The 22,426-nt window shown below is 62.7% G+C and carries 18 protein-coding genes; 3 read left to right on the top strand and 15 right to left on the bottom strand.

The window, feature by feature from the left end; translation table 11 throughout:
• Positions 1-22: 22 nt before the first annotated feature.
• The 4 genes from AC2S2E_RS12040 to AC2S2E_RS12025 form a co-directional block, all read right to left on the bottom strand.
• Positions 23-1,651, bottom strand: a complete 1,629-nt coding sequence (locus tag AC2S2E_RS12040) for a thiamine pyrophosphate-requiring protein (protein WP_486522501.1) — start codon at positions 1,649-1,651, stop codon at positions 23-25.
• A gap of 16 nt (positions 1,652-1,667) precedes the next feature.
• A complete protein-coding gene (locus AC2S2E_RS12035) occupies positions 1,668-2,615 on the bottom strand; it encodes a TauD/TfdA dioxygenase family protein (RefSeq protein WP_486522500.1) in 948 nt (315 codons plus the stop codon).
• A 78-nt stretch (positions 2,616-2,693) separates the two neighbouring features.
• The gene (locus AC2S2E_RS12030; protein ID WP_486522499.1) at positions 2,694-5,129 is read right to left on the bottom strand and encodes a TonB-dependent receptor; all 2,436 of its coding nucleotides are present in this window, start codon (positions 5,127-5,129) and stop codon (positions 2,694-2,696) included.
• A gap of 121 nt (positions 5,130-5,250) precedes the next feature.
• Positions 5,251-6,030, bottom strand: coding sequence for an IclR family transcriptional regulator (locus tag AC2S2E_RS12025; RefSeq protein ID WP_476103942.1), 780 nt, complete (start codon positions 6,028-6,030; stop codon positions 5,251-5,253).
• 98 nt (positions 6,031-6,128) lie between these two features.
• On the opposite strand from AC2S2E_RS12025, the gene AC2S2E_RS12020 reads away from it, so the two are divergent.
• Positions 6,129-6,518: a YybH family protein gene (locus AC2S2E_RS12020; protein WP_476103944.1), complete on the top strand. Its 390-nt coding sequence runs from the start codon at positions 6,129-6,131 to the stop codon at positions 6,516-6,518.
• Positions 6,515-7,864 carry an MFS transporter gene (locus AC2S2E_RS12015; RefSeq protein WP_486522498.1) on the top strand — a complete coding sequence of 450 codons (1,350 nt, stop codon included), beginning with the start codon at positions 6,515-6,517 and terminating at the stop codon, positions 7,862-7,864. The genes AC2S2E_RS12020 and AC2S2E_RS12015 overlap by 4 nt, the downstream gene beginning before the upstream one ends.
• Here AC2S2E_RS12015 and AC2S2E_RS12010 read toward each other — a convergent pair.
• The 3 genes from AC2S2E_RS12010 to AC2S2E_RS12000 are packed head-to-tail and all read right to left on the bottom strand — an operon-like array spanning position 7,849 to position 10,487.
• Positions 7,849-8,322, bottom strand: a complete 474-nt coding sequence (locus AC2S2E_RS12010) for a DUF3237 domain-containing protein (RefSeq protein WP_486522497.1) — start codon at positions 8,320-8,322, stop codon at positions 7,849-7,851. The genes AC2S2E_RS12015 and AC2S2E_RS12010 overlap by 16 nt on opposite strands.
• Positions 8,319-10,004, bottom strand: coding sequence for a CocE/NonD family hydrolase (locus AC2S2E_RS12005; protein WP_486522496.1), 1,686 nt, complete (start codon positions 10,002-10,004; stop codon positions 8,319-8,321). Before AC2S2E_RS12005 ends, AC2S2E_RS12010 begins: the two co-directional genes overlap by 4 nt.
• Positions 10,005-10,487 (bottom strand): DUF3237 family protein, encoded by a 483-nt coding sequence (locus tag AC2S2E_RS12000; RefSeq protein ID WP_476103953.1) that lies wholly within the window; start codon positions 10,485-10,487, stop codon positions 10,005-10,007.
• 82 nt (positions 10,488-10,569) lie between these two features.
• Between AC2S2E_RS12000 and AC2S2E_RS11995 the strand changes: the two genes are divergently transcribed.
• Positions 10,570-11,037 (top strand): MarR family winged helix-turn-helix transcriptional regulator, encoded by a 468-nt coding sequence (locus AC2S2E_RS11995; RefSeq protein WP_486522495.1) that lies wholly within the window; start codon positions 10,570-10,572, stop codon positions 11,035-11,037.
• 246 nt (positions 11,038-11,283) lie between these two features.
• On the opposite strand, the gene AC2S2E_RS11990 is transcribed toward AC2S2E_RS11995, so the two are convergent.
• Genes AC2S2E_RS11990 through rbbA form a run of 8 tightly spaced genes read right to left on the bottom strand, consistent with a single transcriptional unit; the run spans position 11,284 to position 22,421 of the window.
• On the bottom strand, positions 11,284-11,910 hold the full coding sequence (locus AC2S2E_RS11990) for a TetR/AcrR family transcriptional regulator (protein ID WP_486522494.1): 627 nt from the start codon (positions 11,908-11,910) through the stop codon (positions 11,284-11,286).
• Between the two features lie 38 nt (positions 11,911-11,948).
• Positions 11,949-12,722 (bottom strand): enoyl-ACP reductase FabI, encoded by a 774-nt coding sequence (gene fabI / locus AC2S2E_RS11985; RefSeq protein ID WP_486522493.1) that lies wholly within the window; start codon positions 12,720-12,722, stop codon positions 11,949-11,951.
• Positions 12,719-13,918: an acetate/propionate family kinase gene (locus tag AC2S2E_RS11980; protein WP_486522492.1), complete on the bottom strand. Its 1,200-nt coding sequence runs from the start codon at positions 13,916-13,918 to the stop codon at positions 12,719-12,721. The genes fabI and AC2S2E_RS11980 overlap by 4 nt, the downstream gene beginning before the upstream one ends.
• The gene (locus AC2S2E_RS11975) at positions 13,915-15,336 is read right to left on the bottom strand and encodes a bifunctional enoyl-CoA hydratase/phosphate acetyltransferase (RefSeq protein WP_486524594.1); all 1,422 of its coding nucleotides are present in this window, start codon (positions 15,334-15,336) and stop codon (positions 13,915-13,917) included. The genes AC2S2E_RS11980 and AC2S2E_RS11975 overlap by 4 nt, the downstream gene beginning before the upstream one ends.
• A 2-nt stretch (positions 15,337-15,338) precedes the next feature.
• Complete coding sequence (locus AC2S2E_RS11970) at positions 15,339-17,093, bottom strand: PHA/PHB synthase family protein (RefSeq protein ID WP_486522491.1); 1,755 nt, start codon at positions 17,091-17,093, stop codon at positions 15,339-15,341.
• Positions 17,090-18,586, bottom strand: coding sequence for a TolC family protein (locus tag AC2S2E_RS11965; RefSeq protein ID WP_486522490.1), 1,497 nt, complete (start codon positions 18,584-18,586; stop codon positions 17,090-17,092). The genes AC2S2E_RS11970 and AC2S2E_RS11965 overlap by 4 nt, the downstream gene beginning before the upstream one ends.
• Complete coding sequence (locus tag AC2S2E_RS11960; protein WP_486522489.1) at positions 18,583-19,710, bottom strand: ABC transporter permease; 1,128 nt, start codon at positions 19,708-19,710, stop codon at positions 18,583-18,585. The genes AC2S2E_RS11965 and AC2S2E_RS11960 overlap by 4 nt, the downstream gene beginning before the upstream one ends.
• Entirely contained in the window at positions 19,707-22,421 is a 2,715-nt protein-coding gene (gene rbbA, locus AC2S2E_RS11955) for a ribosome-associated ATPase/putative transporter RbbA (RefSeq protein ID WP_486524593.1), read from the bottom strand. The genes AC2S2E_RS11960 and rbbA overlap by 4 nt, the downstream gene beginning before the upstream one ends.
• Between the last annotated feature and the right edge of the window lie 5 nt (positions 22,422-22,426).

The raw sequence follows: 22,426 nt of genomic DNA, 5'->3' as shown, positions 1-22,426 counted from the left end.
GCCATAGTGAGCGGGCTCGCCGTCACAGTCGCGAAGCTCTGGTTTCCTTGGCGGTCATGAATTCCAGCAAGGCGGGCTGGCCTGCCTGCGTGGCGGCAATCCCGCGCCGGATTGCATCGGCGATTTGGGCCGGGTCGGTGATCCGCTCGCCATAGCCGCCCAGCGCGCGGGCAAAATCGGCATAATGGCCGGAAATGGCGGTGGCGTGATAGCGCTGCGTCGCCACCGGCATCTGGTCCAGCTCGATGGCCATGGCCGAATTGTTGAGCAGGATCGAAAGGATCGGCAGGCGCTCGCGCACGGCAGTTTCAAAATCCATGCCGGTAAAACCGATCGCCGCATCGCCCCAAACGTTAATGCACAATTTGTCGGGACAGGCCAGCTTGGCCCCCATAGCCAGCCCCAGTCCATAGCCAAGCTGGGTGGATTTACCCCAGCCGATATAGCTGAGCGGGGTGATCGATTTCCAGAAAGGGGTAAGCTGATCACGCGGCGAACCGGCATCATGGGTGATGATCGTATTGGCCACATCGACCGTGCGCTGCAATTCCCACAGGACGCGATAGGGGCTGATCGGTGCATCCGCGCTTTCCAGCAAGGGCAGCCATTGGGCGAGCCATGCCTGCTCTACCGCGCGGATTTCATCGACCACTGGACCCATGTCGCGCGGGACGGGCAACAGCTTGCGCACCTCGGCAATCAGCATGGCCAGCGTCAATTGCGCATCGCCAATCAGCGCCGCCTCGCAGGGCACGCCCTTGTTAATGTCGGCCGGGTCGAGCGTGGCATGGATGATCGGCACATGGCCGGGCATGGCAACGCCAAAGGCGGTCTGGGCAAAGCTGCAACCGATACCGAAGATGAGATCGGCACTGTCGAGGAAATGGCGCAATTGCCCCGGTATGGCCGCCCCGCCCGAACCCAGCGCCAACGGGTGGGTTTCGTCGAACGCGCTCTTGCCCTCAAGGCTGGTGGAAACGGGCGCGGCCAGCAATTCGGCCAGTTCGAGCAGTTCCGAATAGGCATTGGCCCAATGCACCCCCTGCCCCGCGTGAACTACCAAACGGGGCGCATCGACCAGCCGCCGCGCGACAGCCGCCACCTGCGTCGGATCGGGGCCATAGCGGGTGGATACCACCGGCGCGTAATCCAGCGTCTCGCCGACATCCTCGGTCAACACATCCCACGGCATTTCCACCAGAGCAGGCCGCCGCCGCCCGTTGCGCAGGGCGGTAAAAGCACGGCGCAGGATCGCGGGCGTATCCTGTGCGCGCAGGATCGGCTCGGCGGTTTTGGTGATGTCGCGCATCGAGCGGCAGGCGTTGTAATTGTCCGGCACATGGGCCAGCGCCCGCGCATAGCCTTGCGGCAGCACCAGCACCGGCACGCTTTCGGAAAAAGCCTGCGCCACGCCGCCATAGGCGTTTTCCGTGCCCGGCCCGTGCTGCATGGCAAAGACGCCCATCTTTTCACCCCGCGTCATGCGGGAATAGGCATCGGCCATATGCAGCCCGGTGCGTTCCTGTCGCACGATGATGGTGCGGATATCCTCCTTGGCCGCGGCCTCCAGCACCGCATTGCGCGGATAGCGAAAGAGGACATCGACGCCCTCGATCTTGAGGATGCGCGCAATGGCGGTGCCAACTTTCACGATCTTTCCCCCTTGCTCAACGCGCCGCCAGATCGGCTATGCCCATCGGTCGCTCGCCGATGACGGTGGTGCGGATCAGATGGCGCCGCTCATGCTTGAAATCATGCACGCCGCGATGAAGCGTGAAGCGGTTGTCCCACACGATCAGCGTGTCTTTGCGCCATTTGACACGGCAATGGTAATGCAGATGCTGGGCCAGGCTTTGCAGATAGTTGAGCAGGGCGCGGCTCTCCTCCTCGCTCCACCCGACGAAATGGCGGAAATAGGCAGTGGTGGCGAATAGCGCGCGGCGTCCGGTTTCGGGGTGGACGCGCACGGCGGGCTGGATATTTTCCAGCTGATCCTCGGTAAACCCATGGCTCTCGCGCAGACGCAGCCGCTTTTCGGGCGGGAGCTTCTCGTTCTTGCTCCACACATCCTTGGCCGAATAGACCACCTGAAGACCGTCGAGCAGCGCCTTCATCCCTTCGGAGAGGTGTTCATAGACCAGATAGGCGTTGGAAAAGGCCGTGTCCCCGCCCCATTGCGGGCAATCCAATGCGCGCATCACGATACATTTGGGCGGCTGGGGCAGGAAGGGGCTGTCGGTGTGGAAATGCTCGAAACTGGGCACGACATTGACCGGCTCCCACGCCTCGCGGCGCACCTCCTGCATCAGATTGTCGCCATTATACGTGGGCGCCTGCGGCAATTCGGTCAATTCGCCGAAATGGCGCGAGAAAGCCTTGTGCTGTTCGGGCGTCAGGTCCTGATCGCGAAAGACGATGACGAGGAAATGCTGAAAGGCCAGCATGATCTCGCCCAGCACTTCGGGCCGCAAGGGCTGGCGCAGATCGACCCCGCCGATTTCACACCCGCAGGCGCCGCTGATCGGTTCAACCGTGATGTGGCGAAATTCGGGCATGGGCAGCCCGGCGACGATAGGTTCGCCGGGGGGCGTTTGGCTGGAAATGGACGTGGCCATGAGGGATCCTCCCGCAAAATGGGATAAAGGGATGGTGACATTGGATGATTGGGGGCGCCGTCACGGGCGCCCCGATGTTCAGAAGCGGCGCTTGACCGTCACCGCCCATGTGCGCGGTTCGGCAGGCGTGCCCTGGATCGAATTGGTCGATCCGCGATTGTCGAAAATATCGGTGTAATAGAGCTTGTCGGTCAGGTTGCGCCCTTCCACGGCCAACTCCCATTCCTTGCCCGCGGTTTGATAGGCCACGCGCGCGTTCACCAGCGTATAGACCGGCACCTGTCCAAAGATGTCCTTGCCCCCGGTGGTGGCATCGACATTGTTGGCGTTGCGGTTGAAACTGTCGATATGGTTGACATCGACGCGCGGAGTGATGGTGCCCTTGTCGCCAAGGCTCCAGTCATATTGCACGGCAAAGCTCCATTGCCATGGCGAGATATACTGGCCCTTGTCCTCTGTGCCGATGCCGGAGGTGACGGCGGCGGCGCTGACGGAGTCATACTTGAAATTGAGATAGGCGAGCGATGCCTCCACCGTCAGCCCCGGCACGGGCTGCAGCCGCATTTCGGCCTCCAGCCCCTTGATCGTGGCATTGCCCGCATTGAGCGGCAGCGAACAGGGCGCGGCCGGAACACCGGGCAACGGACAGCTGGCCGCCGTCACCAGAATATCGGTGTATTTGTTGATGAAGCCGGAGAAATTCATCCGCAACCGGCGGTCAAACAGGTCGGTTTTCAAGCCCACTTCATAGGCATTGATGGTTTCGGGGCTGTGCGGCAGGGCTTGCGCGGGAAAGAAGGGGCGCGGATTGATGCCGCCGCCGCGAAAGCCGGTGGAAAATTGGGCATAGCCCATCACATCATCGTTGAAACGATATTGCAGCGCCGCGCGATAATCGACCCGACCGCCGCTGAAACCCCCGACCAGCCCATTGAGCGCCGCCAGCGAAGGCGGCACCGCGCCGCCGGTTGACGACCCCGGCACGCCAAAGCGGCCATAGTAAAAGGTCTTGGACTGATCGGTATAACGGATGCCGCCGATCACGGTCAGGTTCCTGATCGGGCTGATGTCGGCATTGGCAAAGACCGCCTTGGTGGTGGCGGGGATCGAATCGTCCTCGATAAAATTGAGCGTGGTCAGCTCGATCCGCGCCTGATACCGGCTGCGCTTGTAGAAATAGAAGCCGCCCACGGTCAGATTGGCCAGATCGCCGAATTTGGCCGACAGGCGCAATTCCTGACTGAATTGCTTGTTATAAATATTGTTGGCCTGAAGCGAGGGGTTGAGCGGCGATCCGTCGCCGGTGGAGTAAACCCCGTCGAACTGACGATAAGCGGTGATCGATGTCAGTTTCAGATTGGGCGTCAGCGTGGCGTTCAGCGTGCCCGAAATGCCCCATGTGTTGAGCGCGGCCTTGAGCGGGGCCTGCCACGGGGCCGAACCGTCGCGCGGGGCGGTGTCGGCGTAATTCTCATAATTGATATAGGGGCTGCGGCTGAACGTATCCTGCGCATAGGAGCCAAAGGGCGAATAGCTGATGAAGGGCGATCCGGTGGCATTGCCATAGACATTGCCGTTCAGCACATAGGCCGCCGCAGGCGGGCTGGCGATGCCGGTCAGGGTCGAGCCGGGATTGGCGTTGCGCCCCACATAGAGCAGCGTCGAAGGCGTGGGCTCGCTGTTGTCGCGGGTGATGTCCACCGCCACATCGGCGGTCAGGAAGCTGGCAGGGGTCCAGCGGAAGGCCGCGCGGCCCGCGACATAATCCTTGCCCCCTTCAGTGCCCAATTTACAGCTCGATCCGGTGACCGAGCTGGGCACTGTGCTGCCCGGATGGGTGCAGGCATAGTCATAGCGGGTGACATAGCCGTCCTTGTGCACCCCCACCCCGGTCAGGCGCATATAGAGCTTGTCCGGCGCGATGGTGAAATTGGCACCACCGCGGATTTCGACGCGGTTGAACGCGCCATAAGTTGCCGAGATGTAGGCGTCCGGGTTGGCATCGGGCTTTTTGGAATAGAGCTTGATGGCCCCGCCGATGGAATTCTGTCCCGCCAATGTGCCTTGCGGCCCGCGCAGGATCTCCACCCGATCCAGATCGACCAGATTGAGCAGCGACCCATGCATCGTGGGCAAATAAACATCGTCAATATAGAGGCCGACCCCCGGCTCCAGCGCGAAATTGGTGTCGCGTTGGCCCACGCCGCGAATATAGGCAACCACGGAGGGACCAAAACTGGCCGCCGCCGGGCGCAGCGTCACGTTGGGGGCGCTGGCCCCGATATCGGCAATATTGGTGGCGCCGCGCTGTTCCAGCATGGCCGAATTGACAGCGGTGATGGCGATGGGCACATCCTGCAGCTTCTGGCTGCGGAATTGCGCGGTAACGACGATTTCTGGCGCATTGTCCTTGGCCTTGGCCGGTTCTTCGGCATGCGCCGCGCCGCCAAACATCGCCATGGCCAAGGCGGCCGACGAGGTGTAAACGAGCACCTTCCCCTTGCGGTAGTTCATTGCCCTCTCCCATTTTCCCGGTTTTTTTTGCGCCGGGTTACGGGAAGAGACGATAATGTTGAGCAATCAACTTTCAAGCATCTTCCATCTTACAGAACCACTATTCCGTATTTTGGAATTTTCAACTCACACTCCCTTGCCCCATGGACGCCTGCGCACTCAGATTTTGCCCCGCCTCATGCACGGCCAGCACCAGATCATCCTCGGCGTGAAGCAAATAGCGTTTGGATGGCATGGTCACACCGATACAGCCCAAAACCAACCCTTCGGCGCCGAACACCGGGGCGGAAATGCCCGCGATCTCGATGTCGGGATCATAAAAGCGCGACACGCCCGCTTCACGCACCTCGCGCAGATCCTTTTCCAATTCGCTGCGCGGGTCACGCGGCCGGCCGGTCAGAGGGCCGAAACGCGTTTCTCGAATAATCGCCTCCATCTCTCCGCCGGAAAGAAAGGCGAGAATCGCCCGTCCCAGCGAGCCCCAAGGCAATAGGATCTCGCCTCCCCTTTCCACCGCAAAGCGCAAAGGATGCGGGGTCATGACGACATCGGCAATGGTCGCACGACGGTCGGTGGGGTTATAGGTGCACAGCACCGCCGTCTCATGCCAGCGCTCGACCAGTCCTTCCAGCAAAGGTCGCGCCGAGCGGATGACATCGAATCGCGCCACCAGTTGCGACGCCATGGCATAGAATTCGCGCCCCGGACGATAGGTCTGATGCGCCCCACGTTCGACCAATCCCGCCCGCACCATCACCTGTAACAGACGATGGACCGTGCTGGCCGGAAGCCTTGCGCGCGCGGCCAGATCGCCAAGGCTGAAGCGATCCGGGCCATGAGCCACCAGTTTGAGCAGATATGCCAGCCTGTCTGCCGCGCCGGATGGGACCTCACGCATCATGCCTCCGAGAATTATGTTGATCTATCAACTTAGGCAGTCAAAGATGGTTCTACAAGAATACAATGGGAGAGCAGATCGCCATGCAGCCACATGCCATCATGGAGAACTATATAGCCGCCTTCAACCGGGGCGATGAAGATGCCTATGCCCGATTTTACGCGCCCGATGTGGAATTGCGCATTGGCACGGGCCTGCTTTTTCGCGGCGCAGAGGCGATCAAGGCGTTTTATCGTCAGGCACGCGAAGATTTCCACCGGGTGATGCGGCTGCGCGCCGTTCTGGCCGGGGACGGCGCCATTGCCGCGGCTCTGGCCTCGGTTTTCACCGCAAGGCGCGACGGCGTCGAACTGTCGGGCCGGACCATGCAGGCTGGCGACACCTATGCCATTGAAAGCATGGCGCTCTATCAAATACAAAATGGCCTGTTTCACCGGATCGAGGCCGTCACCCTCTCGCGCAGCCACAGCGCCGTTGGAGAAGCGGCATGAACGCGCCTACGGCTCCGCGCCGCCGGACTTTGCTGGTGCTGCTGCTGCTCACCTGCACGCTCAATTTTGCCGACCGGGCGGTGTTTTCCGCGCTGGCACAAACGATCAAGGCCGATCTTCTGCTCACCGATCTGCAATTGGGCCTGTTGCAAGGGCTGGTCTTTGCCGCGCTCTATGCTCTGGCCGGATTGCCGATCGGGCTGCTGGCCGAGCGTTTTTCCCGTAAACGGATCATTGCGTCCTGCACCATCATCTGGTCGCTGGCCACCGCCGCCACCGGCATGGCGGGCAGCTTTGCCGCGCTGGCCGCCAGCCGCCTTGGCGTGGGCATGGGCGAGGCAGGCTTTGTGCCCCCCACCGCATCGATGGTGGCCGACATCGCCCCGCGTGAAAAGCGCGCCTCAACCTTTGCACTGGTGATGCTGGGCACGCCCATCGGCACGCTGCTGGGCGCGATGCTGGCCGGACATATTGCCTCGCTCTGGCATTGGCGGACGGCCTTTCTGCTCTTTGCGGTGCCCGGATTTGTGGTGGCGGGCCTGCTTTTGCTGCTGGCGCCGGAACCCGAACGGGGGCGTTATGACACCGGCACAAAGGGCGGCAAGGCCCCGCCGGTGGGCGAATTCCTGCGCGAGGTGGCGGGCAACCCCACCCTGCTCTGCGTGATCGCGGGGGGCAGTCTGGCCGGATTTGGCATGACCTCGATCTCGCAATTTCTGGCGGTGTTTCTGGCGCGCACCCATCATCTGGGCGTGCGCGAGGCGGCGGCCAATTTCGGCCTGATTTCGGGCCTTGCCATCACCTTCGGTCTGATCGTGGGCAGTTTCGGCACCGACTGGCTGGCGCGGCGCGATGCGCGCTGGCCCGCATGGGGCGCGGCCTTTGGGCTGACGCTGGCGCCGCCGATCTATTGGCTGGCCTTTCATGCCACGTCGCTGGGCGCGGCCTTTGCGCTGCTGCTGGCGGCGGGCGCGTTCCTCCTGCTGTTTTACGGGCCGACCACGGGCATGATCCAGAACCTCTTGCCCACCCGTATGCGCGCCAGCGGGGTGGCGCTCTACACCCTGCTCTATACGCTGATCGGGTCGGGTCTCGGGCCGGTCTTTGTCGGCTTTGCCTCGGACCGGGCGGCGCGCGCCGCCTATGCGGGCCAATATAGCGTTGATTGCCCCGCAGGCATGCCCGCCCATGGCGCTGGCGAATCGATCGCCGCCGCCTGTCGTCAGGCCTCGGCGCAGGGTTTGCAAAGCGCGCTGTCGCTGGCGGTGCTGGTGTTCTTTGTGGCGGCCCTGTGTTTTCTGGCCGCCGCGCCGGGGCTGCGCCGGATCGCTCAGGCCAGAGCGTAATAGCGAAAGAGCGTGCGGTCCGGGTCGGATCGCCGCTCTCCCCCGCCTACGATCACCGTTCGGTTGAGCCAGTCATGCGGCCCGACCGGCACCCGGAAATAGGGCGTCAGCTTGAAATAGGACGGCTGATCCTGGCCGGCGCGGGGGCGGACCAGATAGCCCAGATTCTGGATATAGATCATCGTGCCATCATCGGCGCGCAGCAGATAATGGGCGCGCAGTTCGATGGTGCCATCCTCACGCACCGTGGCATAATCGGCGCCCGAATGGGGCACCACGCTGCCCGTCAGGCGCGGCCCGGTGATCGTGCCGCCGATGGCGGGCGTATAACCCTGATGCCCGCCGCCGGGCAAAGGGCCGAACAAAGTCCGGTCCGCGCCAAACAGCACCTCGATGTCAAACACATGCTCAAGGCGGCAATCGGCAAGGGTGGCCAAGGGGGTAGGCTGCAATGTCATGGATTCTCCGATGCGGGAATGAAGGGCAGGATCAGGCGCGAGGCCATCGCCCCGCCGCCGTGAAAGACATGATGGCCCGCATTGCGCGTATCCTGATGCTGGGGGAAAGGCAGCATAGCGCCCGGCTCTGGCCGATAGATGTCGCGCCCCGCAATCACCAGCCGCAGGCTCTCGCCCGCCGCAAAGCGGACCGAGAAAGGCCATAGTTCGACGTCAACCCGCACGATCTCGCCCGGTTTCAGCCTTTCCTCGCGGCGGTGGCTGTGCACCGGGCGTTCCGGCGTGGAAAGCGCCTCGTCCAATTCGCGATGGCTGGCCCTTTGCCAGCCCAGCGCAATGGGGCCGGTTTCATAAAAGGCGTAAAAGGTGAAGCCCACCTCCTGCCCGTCGGCATCGAGTTTTTGCAGGGCGATGAACAGGTCCGCATCATCGCTGCCCTCGGCCTCCACCCAGAGGCGCAGGGCGGCATGGCCGGTGATTTCGGTGGGCCGGTCAAAGCGAACCGTGAAATGGGCCTCGCCGTGGATGGCGTCCTGCCGCAGGCTGGAGGGCGGAGGCGCGGCATCGCACAAGGTGCCCCGCGCCGGATCAAGAAAGAGTTCTCGATAGGCCGTGCGCGCGGGCGGCCATTCCTGTTCTGCCCGTTCCTGCTGCACACCATGCCGGTCGCGGATCTCGATCCGCACCGGGGGCCAAGCGGCCAAAGCCGTCGGGCGATCGAACAGGAAATGCTGGAAAAAGGCGGCCTGCCGGGCGCGGCTTTCGGGGCAATAGTAATGCGCCCATTTCTTCTGGCCATGGATATCCAGCCATTTTTGCGGGCTGCTCATCTGGCGCCAAGCCTCGATTGTGCCACGCAGATGAAGCCCCTGATCCGACCAGCTGGCCACAACATAGGCAGGCTGAGTAATCGCGGCCAGATCATAGGATTTCGACAGCCAGTAGTCGTCCATCAGCGGATGGGCGCGGACATTTTCCAGCGTGTCCTCAGTCCGCCCCAGCGAGAAGCGGATATTGTCCGAGGCGCGCGGCAAAAAGCCGGTTTCGGGAATGCCGCCATGATAGGCAAATTCGCGGTACCAGTCGGAAAAGCCCTCCCACGGATTGATCGCGGCCAGCGCGGGCGGATGGAGCGGCGCCACCAGATACTGGATCGCGGCCAGATAGGACACGCCCGTCATCCCCACCCGCCCGTTGCACCACGGCAGCCCGGCCAGCCACTCGATGGTATCGGCGCAGTCCAGCGCCTCCTGCGCACCATTGTGATGAAAATCGCCGCCCGACAGCCAAGCTCCGCGCGGATCGACCACCGCCACGCCAACGCCATGCCCGGCCCAAAAAAGGGGATCGGGCGCCTCAAATGCGGTGAGATCGGACAGCCAATCCGGCTCCACCCCGGATCGCGGCCAGAACACGCGATTGGTCAGCGCATGTTTGCCATAAGGCCCCCATGCCAACAGGATCGGCACGCCTTGCTGTGCGCCCTCGGGTCGATAGATGTCGGCAAAGATCTCCACCCCATCGCGCAAGCGGACGCGATGGTTGCGCTCGATGGTCAGCCCGCGCTCGGTCCAGCGGGCAAAACTGGTGGGCGGCAGGGGCGGTTTGTGCGTCGCGCTGTGCGGATCGACGCCAGGGCGCATCAGAACCGGATAGGACGGTGCCAATCCCCCGCCCGTCATTCACATCACCACGAAGTAATGGATGCGGTTGGCATTGGGCACTTTTTCGGCAACGCCTACAAAAACATGCTGGCTGAGCCATTCATGCGGCCCGGCGGGCGCGTCGAAACGCGGGGTCACGCGCATATAGTAATCGTCAAAGCCGACGGGTTCATTGCGGCGCATCTTTTCGGCTATTTCTGGGCTGCGCGCCCAGCGAAAGCCGCGATTTTCCAAATAGATGATCGCACCATCCTCGGCTTCCAGCAAATAGCGCGCGTCAAAATCAATCACCCCGTTGGGGCGCGAAAGCGGATAGTCGCCGCCCGACATAGGCACCACCCGGCCTTGCAGACGAGGCCCCTCGATCACACCCTGTGCCGCGAAAATCGCCGCCCTTGTATCCCCGCGTGCCGGAGGCGTGATCCAATAGGGACGCGAGAGATCGATCGAAATGGTGAAGGCATGTTCCAGCCGGGGCAAAAATGGATGGTTTTGGGTCATGCCCTTTTCATGATCGCCCAGTGTTGATTAGTCAACATGATTCCCATTGCATTTGTCCGCTCGCTTTGGCAGCGATAGTGGGATGACTTTGCCACGGACATGGGATCTGTTTGGCGGCTCCCACTTGCCGCACCGACTGCTCTTGCTGGCGCGGATGATCGACCGCGCAACGGCGCAGCAATTGCAGGAAAATTTTGGGCTGACCCTTGCCGAATGGAGGGTGCTGGCCTTCATTTGCTCTGTGGGTCCGGCCAGCGCCGCCGATATTGGCGGGGCCTTCGACTCCGATCGGGCCGAAGTGAGCCGCGCCGTGAAACGGTTGATCGATGCGGGCCTGATTGATCGCAACAGCAACGAAAGCAATCGCAAGCGGCAGATCATTTCCGTTCTGCCCGAGGGCCAGGTGATCTTTGACCGCGCCCGAAAAATGCGCGGCGATTATTTCGAGGCAATTTTGCGGGACGTCGACCAATCGGGTCGAGATTTCTTCAACGACGCCTTGCGCAAGATCGCAATGCGTGTGGCCGAGCATCGTGAACCCAAATCGTGATCGGGCCGCAAGGTAAAGCGAGAAAGTAAATCATATAAGACGATAGAATTTCGAGAAATGCATTGTATTGTCCGGAAACAATGCGTGATCAATCACTCGCCACGCATCCATTGCTAAAGCATTACAATAACGATTTCACAGCCTTTTATCCGAACCGGGATGACAATATCGCCCCAATGTCGATAATGAGTTGATCGAAAGAAAGATCATTCTCCAATTTCAACATTCTATTTCTGTGAATTTACTTCAATCCGTTTCACACCCTTCAATCCCGCGGGTCAACAGCCTGGCGAGAAAGCGGGCCAGCCCCGCAATGTCGGCATTTCGGGTTTTCAAGGCGCCGAATATGGCTTCTGTTCCGGTGGCGAACATGATCGAGACAAGGAGTTTGCGCTCGTTTTCGGCAAGTCTGTCGAGAACGCCTAACTGCGCAACGTCAATTTCAATATCGGCCAGCAAGGCTCTGATCTGTGCCGAGCCGAACAATCTTGACCTTATATGATGCTGGTTTCTTTCAAAGAATTCCGCGCCGCCCGGCACCGAAAGCAGCATGTTCATAAAGGTGCCATAGCCCTGGCGCAGCATCGTCTCGATATCCTGCGCGCCCGCTTTGGCCGCCGCGATTTCAAGGCGGATACGCTCCATCAACTGGCCGACCAGCTTGTCGAACACAGCCTCCTTGGTGCGGTAATAATTGTAGAAACTTCCCGCCGAAACCTCGCTCTCGGTCACAATGTCGCGCACCGTGGCGCCATCAAGGCCAAGCGTCGAAAAGACCTTCCACGCTGCGGCCTCGATCTTTTCCATATTTTGCGCGCGGGTCATCTCGCGCTTCTCGGACAGGCTGTAGGGCGCCTTTCTCTGGTTCGGCATCTGGCACTCTTGGGCTCGGGGGAATTTTTGAGCCGCGCTTAGGCCATCAATTGCTGTCCGGCGTCAACAGGAACGATGGTGCCGGTAATATGCCGCGCAGCATCGCTCGCCAAAAAAGCGGCCAGAGCGCCGACATCCTCGATCGAAACCAATGTTCCGGCCGGAGCGAGGGCGGCGGCGCGCTCCAGCAATTCGTCGAAACGGTCGATACCGCTGGCCGCGCGCGTGGCGATCGGGCCGGGCGAAATGGCGTGGGCGCGGATGCCTTTCGGGCCGAGTTCGGCTGCAATATAACGGGTCGCGCTTTCCAGCGCGGCCTTGACCGGCCCCATCATGTTGTAATGCGCCACCACCCGGTCCGAGCCGTAGAAGGTCACGCACATCAAACAGCCCCCGTCCTGCATCAGCGGTTCGGCCAAGCGCGCCATGCGCAGAAAGCTGTGGCACGACACGTCCATGGCCAGCGCAAAGCCCTCCGCAGAGCAATCGACAACCCTGCCCTGCAAATCCTCCCTCGGCGCAAAGGCAATGGAATGGAGCAGAAAATCCAGCTTTCCCCAACGCGCTTTGACCTCATCAAACAACGCTTCAAGCTGACCCGTTTCGCGCACATCGCAGGGCGCCAGCCAGTCCATGCCCAGACGCTCGGCCACCGGCTCGACAAATGGCTTGGCCTTGTCATTCAGATAGGTCGCGGCCAGCGTGGCCCCGCATTGCGCAAAGGCCGCCGCGCATCCCGCCGCGATACTGTGCTCATTGGCGATGCCCACCACAAGGCCGCGCTTGCCCGAAAGATCCACCAATGGTTTCATGCCCTTGCTCCCTGCTGATCGTGCAGCATGTTGAAAGTGTGGAATGCAATCATGCGTTCTTCATCGGTGGGGATGACCCGCACCGCGATGCGGCTGTCGGGCCGGGTGATGACGGGGGCATTGGCGGCATTGGCCGCCTCGTCCAGAATGATGCCTGCCCATGCCATGCGCGCGCATATGGCGGCGCGAATGGCGGCATCATTCTCGCCAATTCCGGCGGTAAAGACAATACCGTCCACCCCTTCGAGTGAGCCGATCAGAGCAGCCATATGGCGCGCGACGGTCCAGACGAACAGCTCTATCGCCTCCTTCGCATGTAGGTCCTCGCTGGCGTGGAGCACCCGCATATCGCCCGATACGCCCGACACGCCCAGCAGGCCCGACTGACCATAGAGCAAGGCTTCGACCTGCTGCACGCTCATCCTTTCCTGAAGCATCAGATGCAGCACCGCGCCCGGATCCAGAGCGCCGCTGCGCGTGCCCATCATCAACCCGTCGAGCGCGGTAAACCCCATGGTCGTGTCGATGCTGGCCCCGCCGCGCATCGCGCAAAGGCTGGCCCCATTGCCCAGATGGGCGACGATCACCCGCCCCTTGGCCAATCCGGGATCGATTTCACCCAGACGCCGGGCGATATATTCATAGGACAGGCCATGAAAACCATACCGCCGAACCCCTTTTTCCGCGAACCGGCGCGGCAGCGTCAGTCGCGTCGCCACCGCAGGCATGGCATGATGAAACGCGGTATCGAAACAGGCGACCTGAAGCAGATGGGGCGCCATGCGGGCGATCTCGCGGATGGCGGCCAGATTGTGGGGCTGATGCAGCGGCGCGAGCGGCGAGAATGCCTCCAGCCTGTCGACAAGGGCCGCATCGATCCTTTGCGGCGCATGGAATACTCCGCCGCCATGCACCACCCTGTGCCCCACCGCGACGATCTCATGCTCGCCCAGATGATCCTGCGCCCAGCCATAGAGTTCGCCCAGCAGATCCTCATGGGTCAGACCCGCCCCGCCCGGCCATGATTTTTCGAGCAGCACCTCGCCGTCATCCTTGCGGACAAGGATACGCGGATCGCTGCCGATCCCTTCCAGCTTGCCGCCCGCGGCATGGCGCGGCCCGTCCGGATCCAGCGTATAAAGGCCGAACTTGATGCTCGACGAGCCGGAGTTGAGGCTGATGAGAGCGCGGCTCATAAGGTGGGCCGGAACAGGCCGGGCGCCGCCTTTGTCCCGGCACGGGCCAGCAGCACAGCCACCGCGCAAGAGGCAAGGCGGGTGGTCAGACTGTCCGCCCGGCTGGTCAGGATGATCGGCACCCGCGCGCCCAGCACGATGCCCGCCGCATCCGCCCCGCCCAGAAAGGTCAATTGCTTGGCCAGCATATTGCCCGCCTCCAGATTGGGGACCACAAGGATTTCCGCCTTGCCAGCAACGGGCGAGACAATGCCCTTTTCCTTGGCCGCGCCCTCGTTGATGGCATTGTCAAAGGCCAATGGGCCATCGAGCAGCGCACCGGCAAATTCGCCCCGATCCGCCATCTTGCACAGCGCCGCCGCATCAATCGTCGAGGCAATCGCCGGGTTCACCATTTCCACGGCGGAAAGAATGGCCACCTTGGGCTGTTCTATGCCGATCACATGGGCAAGGTCGATCGCGTTACGGATGATATCGGCTTTCTCGGCCAACGTCGGCGCGATATTGACCGCCGCATCGGTAATCAACAGGGGCCGGGGATGGCCCGGCACGTCCATCAGATAGACATGGCTGATCCGCCTTTCCGTGCGCAGCCCTGTTTCGCGCGCGACCACGGCGGCCATCAATTCATCGGTATGGAGTGAACCCTTCATCAGCAGCCCAGCCTCTCCGGTTCGCACCAGTTCCACCGCCGCCGCTGCGGCCGCATGGCTGTGGGGCGCATCAACAATGCGGTAGGAGGCAATGTCCACCCCCGCCTCCTGCGCTGTGGCGCGAATGCGGGCCGCCGGGCCGACCAGAATGGGGACGATCAATCCAGCCTCCACCGCCTCGGCCACCGCAACAATCGCCGCCACGCTGCACGGATGGGCAATCGCGGTGGCCACCGGATGGGCGTCCTTGGCCGCCGCCATCAAGCGGCGATAGGCATCATGGTTCGACAGGCTGACATCGGGCAGGCTGGCCCGCGCGCGGCGCACCTTTTGGGTGGGTGCCTTGACACTTGCCACGCCGCTGATGACCTCCTCACCCGCCTGATTGGTGCACAGACAATCTAGCGTGACGATATGGTGCTGCTCGGCCTTGGCGGAAACGGTCAGACGCGCGGTGATCGTATCGCCAACCGCCACAGGCCGCAAAAAGCGCAGGCTTTGTTCCAGATAGATCGTGCCCGGCCCCGGCAATTCGGTGCCCAGCACAGCGGAAATCAGCCCGCCCCCCCACATGCCATGCGCGATGACGTGGTGAAACATGTCGCCCTGCGCAAATTCCGGGTCGAGATGGGCCGGATTGACGTCTCCCGACACCAGCGCGAAAAGCTGAATGTCGCGCTGGGTCAATGTACGCGACAGGCTGGCGGCATCGCCAATCGCGATCTCGTCAAAGGTGCGGTTCTCGATCATGGCGGGAGTCGTCATCATCACTTCTCCAGAATATAGAGGCCCGGCGCATCGGCGATGGAGGCATAACCCTTGTCCGGCGCGCCCATCGGCGGTGGGGCAACGGCGGCGCCGGACCTTGCATCCAGCCATTGGCCCCACGCCTCCCACCACGAACCGGGATGGTCCGGGGCCTGCGCCTGCCACACATCGGGCGCAAGGGCCGGGGCGCAGGCCGGGCGCACAAGCATTTGGTAATGGCGGTGTTTATGCCCCGGCTCGGAAACGATGCCCGCATTATGGCCACCATTGGTCAATGCGAAACATATTTCCGCATCGGTCAACATATGGATCTTATGCACCGAGCGCCACGGCGCGACATGGTCGGTCTGCGTGCCCACCACGAACATCGGGGCTTTCAACGCGGACAGGCTGATCGGCTGACCGCCCGCCACAAAGCGCCCCTCGGCCAGATCATTCCTGAGAAACAGTTTGCGCAAATATTCGCTGTGCATCGCAAAGGGCATCCGCGTGCCATCCGCGTTCCAGACCATCAGGTCGCTGGCCGCGGGCCGTTCGCCCATCAGATATTCGTTCAGGATGCGCGACCACACCAGATCGTTGGACCGCAGCATCTGGAACGCGCCGCCCATCTGGCCGCTGTCGAGATAGCCGCGCTCCCACATCATGCTGTCGAGCAGGTTCAACTGCGCCTCATCGATAAAGAGGCCCAATTCGCCCGGCTCGCTGAACTCGGTCTGCGCGGCCAGCAGGGTCAGGCCGGCCAGCCGCTCGTCGCCATCGCGCGCCATGGCCGCCGCCGCAATGGTCATCAACGTGCCGCCCAGGCAATAGCCCAAAGCATGGATTTTCGGCGCGCCGGTAATCGCGCCAATGGCGTCCAGCGCGGCCATCGGCCCCAGCAGGCGATAATCCTCCATGGTCAGATCGCGATCCGCACCATCCGGATTGTGCCACGAAATCGCGAAAACCGTATAGCCCTGCCCCACCAGCCAGGCGATCAGGGAATTGCGGGGCGAAAGATCGAGAATGTAATATTTCATGATCCATGCCGGAACGATCAACACCGGCTCGGGCCGGACCGTCGCGGTGGTCGGCTCGTACTGGATCAGCTCCATCAGGCGGTTGCGATAGATCACCTTGCCTTTGGCTGCCGCGATGTCGCGCCCGATCTTCAGGGGCTGCTCGCCCGCCTGCGTCTTGCCGCGGGCTAGCGCCTCGACATCGGCCATCAGCAGCCTTGCGCCCTCGACCAGACACATCCCGCCCGTATCGACGATCCGGTTTTGCAGCACAGGGTTCGTAAGGATGAAATTGCTGGGCGCGAACATGTCGAGGATTTGGCGCGTGGTGAAGGATGTCACCGCTTCATGGCGGGCGCTGACGCCGGAAATGCCGGTGGTGGCCGCGTGCCACCATTGCTGCGTCATCAGAAAGGATTGCGCGATCAGATTAAAGGGCGCCGCTTTCCATGCCGGATCGTCAAAGCGGCGATCCTGTGGCAGCGGCTCAATCGCGGGGTGTTCGCCATCGGCGCCATGGGCGACATAATCGGCCAGACGCAGACCTTTGCGCCAAGCCTTGGCCAGCAGTTCCAGCCGCCGCCCCGGCGATACCGCCAGATGCAGGGCCCAATCCGACAGCGCCTGTGCCACGGTAAAGGGCGAGAGGCCGCCCGTGACACCGGCAATGGCGGCGAAAGAGGCGCGATCAAGGGTCCGTGCCATCCCTTCGAGCGGATCGGCGGTATCTGAGGCGGTCGGCTGGTCGTTCATGGGTGAACTCCTTCTGGCACGATCGGGCCGGGGGATGATGCGTTTGCGCCCCAACCGCCCGCAATCGCGCGATAAAGCTGAACCGTGGCGGTGCCCTGCGCCAGCTTGGCCTGCTCAACCTTGTCGGCATCGGCCAAGGCATCAAGCCGCGCCTGCAGCACATCGCCCAAAGTCATGCGCCCTGCACGATAAAAGGCCTGCGCCTGATCGACGCGGCGGGCGGACAGGTCACGGGCCTGCTCAAACCCGCGCAAACGGGCGTCCAACCCTGTGCGCATGGCATAGGCAGTCTCGACCTCCTCAAGCGCCAGCAGGATGGCACGGTCCTGCCCCGCCAGCGCCGCCTCCAGTTCGCCATGGCCCGCCGCGATCCGCCCGCGCAGCAGACCGCCGGTGAAGACCGGAACACTGGCCTTTACGCCCACCAACCCGATCGGACCGCCAAAACCGGGCAGGCCGGACAAGGCGATATGGCCATCCTGTCCCATAAAGCTGATCCCGAAACGGGGCATCAGATCCGCCTTCAGACTTTTCAACCGGGCGGCCCGCGCGGCAACGATCATCATTCGGGCGCGAACGTCGGGACGGCGTTCCAATATGGCCGAGGGAAACTGACCGGCGGGCGGCGGCGGCACGGTCAGATCCGCGCTGACCGCCTGCGCGGGCATCGCTTCGGGCAAATCTCCGGCCAGCACGGCCAGCCGCCTGCGCCGCGCGTCGATCAGCGACAGGAGCGGCGCCCGGTCCGCCTCCAGCGAGGCCAAGGCCGCCTGCGCCTTGGTCACGTCCAGCGCCTTGGCCTGCCCCAACCCTTGCCGGGCGGAGAGATAATCGGCCAATGCCCGCGCCGATGTGATGCTTTGGTCAAGGATGGCAACGCGGCGGCGCAGCCCCTGCCACTGCTGATAATTTTCCACCATATCGCCGATCACCGTCAGCGCGACGCCTTGCGCCAGCCATTGCGCGCTGTCGGCAAGGGCCTTGGCCGCTTCGGAATCGGCGTGGCGGCCCCCGAACACGTCCGGCTCCCATTGCGCGCCAAGGCCGACAAGATAGCCACCTCCGGTCGCGCCCTCGGACACAGGCGCGAGAAGCGAGCCCAGAGCACCATCGGCCCCCGTATCGGCCACCGTTCCCCATGCCGCACCATTGGCCGCAATGGATGGATAAAGCGCGGCCTCCGATACGGAGACAAGCGCCCTTGCCGCGCGGACATGGGCCTGCGCCACGCGAATATCGGCATTAGCGGCCAATGCCTTTTCAACCATCGCGTCCAGTTCGGGGTCACCCCAAAGGGTCCACCAACGATCCGGCGCGCCCGCCGATGGCAGACCGGCATCGGGCGCGGCAAGGCGCGCGGGCGCGGAAACCATCGCCTGCGGCGTGGCCATCCGGGGCGGCGATGCGCAAGCGGCCAGACCAAGCGCCCCCCCCGCCGCCAACAGTGCGCGCAAGACCATCTGTGGGCCATTATGCATGATATTTGCCTTCATCCCTGACGCTCCAGCATCGAACGGAAGCGCTGCACCGCAAGGGCCACGAACAGCACGCCCCAGCCGCAGATCATGGCCAGTTGGGGCCATACGGTGACCATTTGCGCGCCGCGATAGAGCACAGCCTGTGAAAGGCTGACAAACTGGGTCGTGGGCAGCAGCCTTGCCACGATCTGGACGGCGGGCGGCATGCTCTCTAGCGGGGTGGCGGCCCCGGACAGCAGATAGGCGATGGCATAGACCGGCACGGCAAACAGGCCGAATTGCGGCATGGAGGGCGCCAGCGTCGCCATCCACATGCCCAGCGATGTCACCGAAAAGAGATAGAGCACCATCGCGCCCGCAAAGAGCGCCAGCGAACCCGCCAGCGGCACCGCCAGCAATCCATGCACCACAAACCACAGCGACGCGATCGAGGCCAGAAAGATGACCAGTCCATTGGCCAGAATTTTCGAAAAAGCGATTTCACTGGCGCGGACGGGCATGACCAGCAGATGCTCGATCGTCCCATGCTCGCGCTCGCGGATCACCGCCGCGCCGACAAGGATGATCGAAAGCACCGTCACATTGGTCACGATCTGCATCACCGAACTGTACCAGGCCGATTGCGAATTGGGGTTGAAGAAGATCTGGCTGGTCACCGACACGGGCAGAGCCGCCAGCAACCCGCGCGCATGGAGGAAATCAAGCGTCTCGGCGGCAAAGATCCGCTGGAAATCGACAGCCCCCAGCCCTGCCTGCGTCATAGCCGTGGCATCGACCAGAATCTGAACCGCGGGGCCGCGTCCGCTCAGAACATCGGCCTGAAATCGCGGCGGGATCTCGATCACGAAAATATAACGGCCTGCGTCCATCGCGGCGGAAACATCCGCGCGCGCGATATCCACCGGGGGCTTGAAATAGGGCGGGCGGACCGCATCGCGTAGGCGGCGCGACAATTCGCTGTGGTCATCGTCAACAATGGCCACCGAAACATTCGATACTTCGGCCTTGAGCCCTGTGGCGACGAGCTGAATGGCAACGGTAAAGGCAAAGATAATCAGCGCCATCAACGTGACATCCTTGAGAACGCTGCGCAGTTCCTTGACGCCGAGCAACCAGACATTGATCAGCCAGCGCTTCATACCTCCTGCTTTCCAAGCATCAGCCGCGAGGCCATGATGACGATGAGGGCAAAAAGGCCCAGCGCCAGATAGGCCGTGCCGAAGCTGGCCGGACCAAGCCCCTTGGTGAAGGTGCCCAGACTGATGATCTGAAACCATGAGGAGGGAAAGATGACGCCGATCCAATAGCTGCCGTCGAGCAGCGTCGAGACCGGATAGAGCAGGCCCGAAAAATTCACCGAAGGGATAAGGCAGATCAGCGCCGTGGCGAAAATCGCGGCGACTTGTGTGCGAACAAGGGTCGAGATCATCATGCCAAGCCCGGTGGAGGCCAGCACGAACAGCAGCGCCCCCACCGTCAGCGCCAGCAGCGACCCTTTGAGCGGCACGCCCAGAACGGACACGATCAGGGCCACAAGGCTGGCATAGCTGACCATGGCCAGAGCGACATAGGGGGCCTGTTTGCCGATCAGGAACGCCCCGGCCCCGGCGGGCGAGGCATAGAGGTTGATGATCGAGCCGATCTCCTTTTCACGCACAATGCCAAGCGCGGTCAGCATCGCGGGGATCAGGATCATCGTCAGCATCAGCACGCCCGGCGTGATCGCATAGATGCTGCGAAAATCCTGATTGTAGATGAAGCGCGGCTCGATCGAGGCGGGCAGCGCGACTGCGGTGGCGACGGCCCCCAACCTGTCGAGCGAATAGGACAGAATGATCGCATCGGCATAGCCCTGAATATTCGCGGCCAAAAAGGGGCTGGCCCCGTCAATGAAAACCCCCAGATCCGGTTTACGCCCCGCAGCCAGATCGCGGCCAAAGCCGGGCGGAATGTCCAGCACCATCTGGACGCCCCCTTCGCGCAGGCGGGCATGAGCGTCCTCCTCGCTGCCGATGGGGCGGGTTTCCACGAAATAGCTTGATCCTTCAAAGCGGCGGATCAGGTCGCGGCTGGTCGCGGTCTGATCGTGGTCGAGCACCGCCATGCGGATGTTCTGCACGTCAAAGGAAATGCTGAATGCGCAAATGCACAAGAGGATGATCGGCCCCGCCAGCGCAAAGCCCATGCGGATGCGGTCGCGCATCAGCTCGGTCGCCTCACGCCGGGCAAAGGCCCACGCAAAACCCAGCCAACCGGCCAGACCGCCCTGCCTGTTGTCGGCATCATCCGGCGTGCGCTCCACCGGTTCCGGGGGCGCGACCGATGCCCCTTCGGCCGAATTGTTCTCCAGCACCGCGATGAATGCGTCTTCCAACCGATCGGCATCGTATTGGCGCGTCAGTTCGGCCGGTGATCCCACCGCCAGCACCCGCCCGCGATCCATCAGCGAGATCCGGTCGCACCGTTCGGCCTCGTTCATGAAATGGGTCGAGACGAAAATGGTCACGCGGTCCTCGCGCGAGAGGCGCAGCAAATGGCCCCAGAACATGTCACGGGCCGCCGGATCGACGCCCGATGTCGGCTCGTCAAGGATCAGGATTTCGGGCTTGTGCAAACAGGCCGCCGCCAGTTGCAACCGCTGGCGTATCCCCAGCGGCAGCGCGGCAGGCAACGCGCGGGCATGATCGAGCAGCGCATATTGCGCCATGACCTCGTCCACCAGCGCCGCCGCCTCGGCCTGCGGCACGCGATAAAGGCGGGCGTGCAGGGTCAGATTCTGCTCAACGGTCAATTCTTCATAAAGCGAGAAAGCCTGCGACATATAGCCGACACGCATCCGCGTCTGCATGTCTCCGGCGGTGATCGGCCGACCGAACAGGGTTGCCGTCCCGCTGCTGGCATCGAGCAGTCCGGTCAGCATCTTCATCGTAGTCGTCTTGCCGCAGCCATTTGAGCCTAGAAAGCCAAAGATCTCGCCCCGGCCGATCCGAAAGCTGACATCATCAACCGCCACGAAATCGCCGAAGCGGCGTACCAGATGCTGCGCTTCTATGGCGGGCCCCTCGCCCCGGTCGTGCCATGGCGCGACATTCATCAGTTCACCCGCAGGCCGCTTCGCCTCGGGCAGCAGGCTGATATAGGCCTGCTCCAGCGAGGCGGCCCCGGTTTGCACCAGGATGTCGCGCGTCGGCCCCTGCGCGATGATGCGCCCATCATCCATCGCCACCAGATGATCGAAGCGCTCGGCTTCCTCCATATAGGCGGTCGAGACCAGCACTGTCAGTTCGGGCCGCTCCGCCCGCATCGCATCGACCAGTTCCCAGAACTGTCGCCGCGACAGGGGATCAACGCCGGTTGTCGGCTCGTCCAGAATGAGGAGGTCGGGGTCATGGACCAGCGCGCAGCACAGACCCAGCTTCTGCTTCATCCCGCCCGAAAGCTTGCCCGCAGGCCGGTCGGGAAAGGGGGCCAGCCCCGTTGCCTCAAGCAGTCGTTGCATATGCGCGCGCCGCTCGGCCCCGCCCAGACCGAACAGACGGCCGAAAAAGTCGATATTCTCGGCCACGGACAGCGTGGGGTAGAGATTACGCCCCAGCCCCTGCGGCATATAGGCCACGCGCGAGAGGAAAGCGGAGCGGTCGCCCCGCTGCGCAAGATCGAAGCCAAGGACGCCGACCTTGCCCTGCTGAACACGCTTTACCCCGGAAATCAGGCCCAGCAACGTGGATTTTCCTACCCCATCCGGCCCGACAAAGGCCACCGCCCCGCCACGCGGCAATTGCAGGCTGACGTTGTGGAGCGATTGAACCGGGCCATAGTGATGGGAAACATCATCAAGGACGATGGCCATGGCGC

The organism is Novosphingobium sp. 550D (assembly GCF_057401885.1).
The sequence above is the reverse complement of the archived record's forward strand: the minus strand, read 5'-3'. Positions and strand labels throughout refer to the sequence as shown.

What these genes read in the sequence shown, in the direction of transcription:
- AC2S2E_RS12030 (WP_486522499.1), bottom strand. Translation starts at nt 5,129, where the DNA reads ATGAACTACCGCAAGGGGAAGGTGCTCGTTTACACCTCGTCGGCCGCC.
- AC2S2E_RS12000 (WP_476103953.1), bottom strand. Translation starts at nt 10,487, where the DNA reads ATGACCCAAAACCATCCATTTTTGCCCCGGCTGGAACATGCCTTCACC.
- AC2S2E_RS12020 (WP_476103944.1), top strand. Translation starts at nt 6,129, where the DNA reads ATGGAGAACTATATAGCCGCCTTCAACCGGGGCGATGAAGATGCCTAT.
- AC2S2E_RS11960 (WP_486522489.1), bottom strand. Translation starts at nt 19,710, where the DNA reads ATGAAGCGCTGGCTGATCAATGTCTGGTTGCTCGGCGTCAAGGAACTG.
- AC2S2E_RS11975 (WP_486524594.1), bottom strand. Translation starts at nt 15,336, where the DNA reads ATGACGACTCCCGCCATGATCGAGAACCGCACCTTTGACGAGATCGCG.
- AC2S2E_RS11970 (WP_486522491.1), bottom strand. Translation starts at nt 17,093, where the DNA reads ATGAACGACCAGCCGACCGCCTCAGATACCGCCGATCCGCTCGAAGGG.
- AC2S2E_RS11990 (WP_486522494.1), bottom strand. Translation starts at nt 11,910, where the DNA reads ATGCCGAACCAGAGAAAGGCGCCCTACAGCCTGTCCGAGAAGCGCGAG.
- AC2S2E_RS12010 (WP_486522497.1), bottom strand. Translation starts at nt 8,322, where the DNA reads ATGACATTGCAGCCTACCCCCTTGGCCACCCTTGCCGATTGCCGCCTT.
- fabI (WP_486522493.1), bottom strand. Translation starts at nt 12,722, where the DNA reads ATGAAACCATTGGTGGATCTTTCGGGCAAGCGCGGCCTTGTGGTGGGC.
- rbbA (WP_486524593.1), bottom strand. Translation starts at nt 22,421, where the DNA reads ATGGCCATCGTCCTTGATGATGTTTCCCATCACTATGGCCCGGTTCAA.
- AC2S2E_RS12015 (WP_486522498.1), top strand. Translation starts at nt 6,515, where the DNA reads ATGAACGCGCCTACGGCTCCGCGCCGCCGGACTTTGCTGGTGCTGCTG.
- AC2S2E_RS11965 (WP_486522490.1), bottom strand. Translation starts at nt 18,586, where the DNA reads ATGAAGGCAAATATCATGCATAATGGCCCACAGATGGTCTTGCGCGCA.
- AC2S2E_RS12035 (WP_486522500.1), bottom strand. Translation starts at nt 2,615, where the DNA reads ATGGCCACGTCCATTTCCAGCCAAACGCCCCCCGGCGAACCTATCGTC.
- AC2S2E_RS11995 (WP_486522495.1), top strand. Translation starts at nt 10,570, where the DNA reads ATGACTTTGCCACGGACATGGGATCTGTTTGGCGGCTCCCACTTGCCG.
- AC2S2E_RS12005 (WP_486522496.1), bottom strand. Translation starts at nt 10,004, where the DNA reads ATGACGGGCGGGGGATTGGCACCGTCCTATCCGGTTCTGATGCGCCCT.
- AC2S2E_RS11980 (WP_486522492.1), bottom strand. Translation starts at nt 13,918, where the DNA reads ATGAGCCGCGCTCTCATCAGCCTCAACTCCGGCTCGTCGAGCATCAAG.
- AC2S2E_RS12025 (WP_476103942.1), bottom strand. Translation starts at nt 6,030, where the DNA reads ATGATGCGTGAGGTCCCATCCGGCGCGGCAGACAGGCTGGCATATCTG.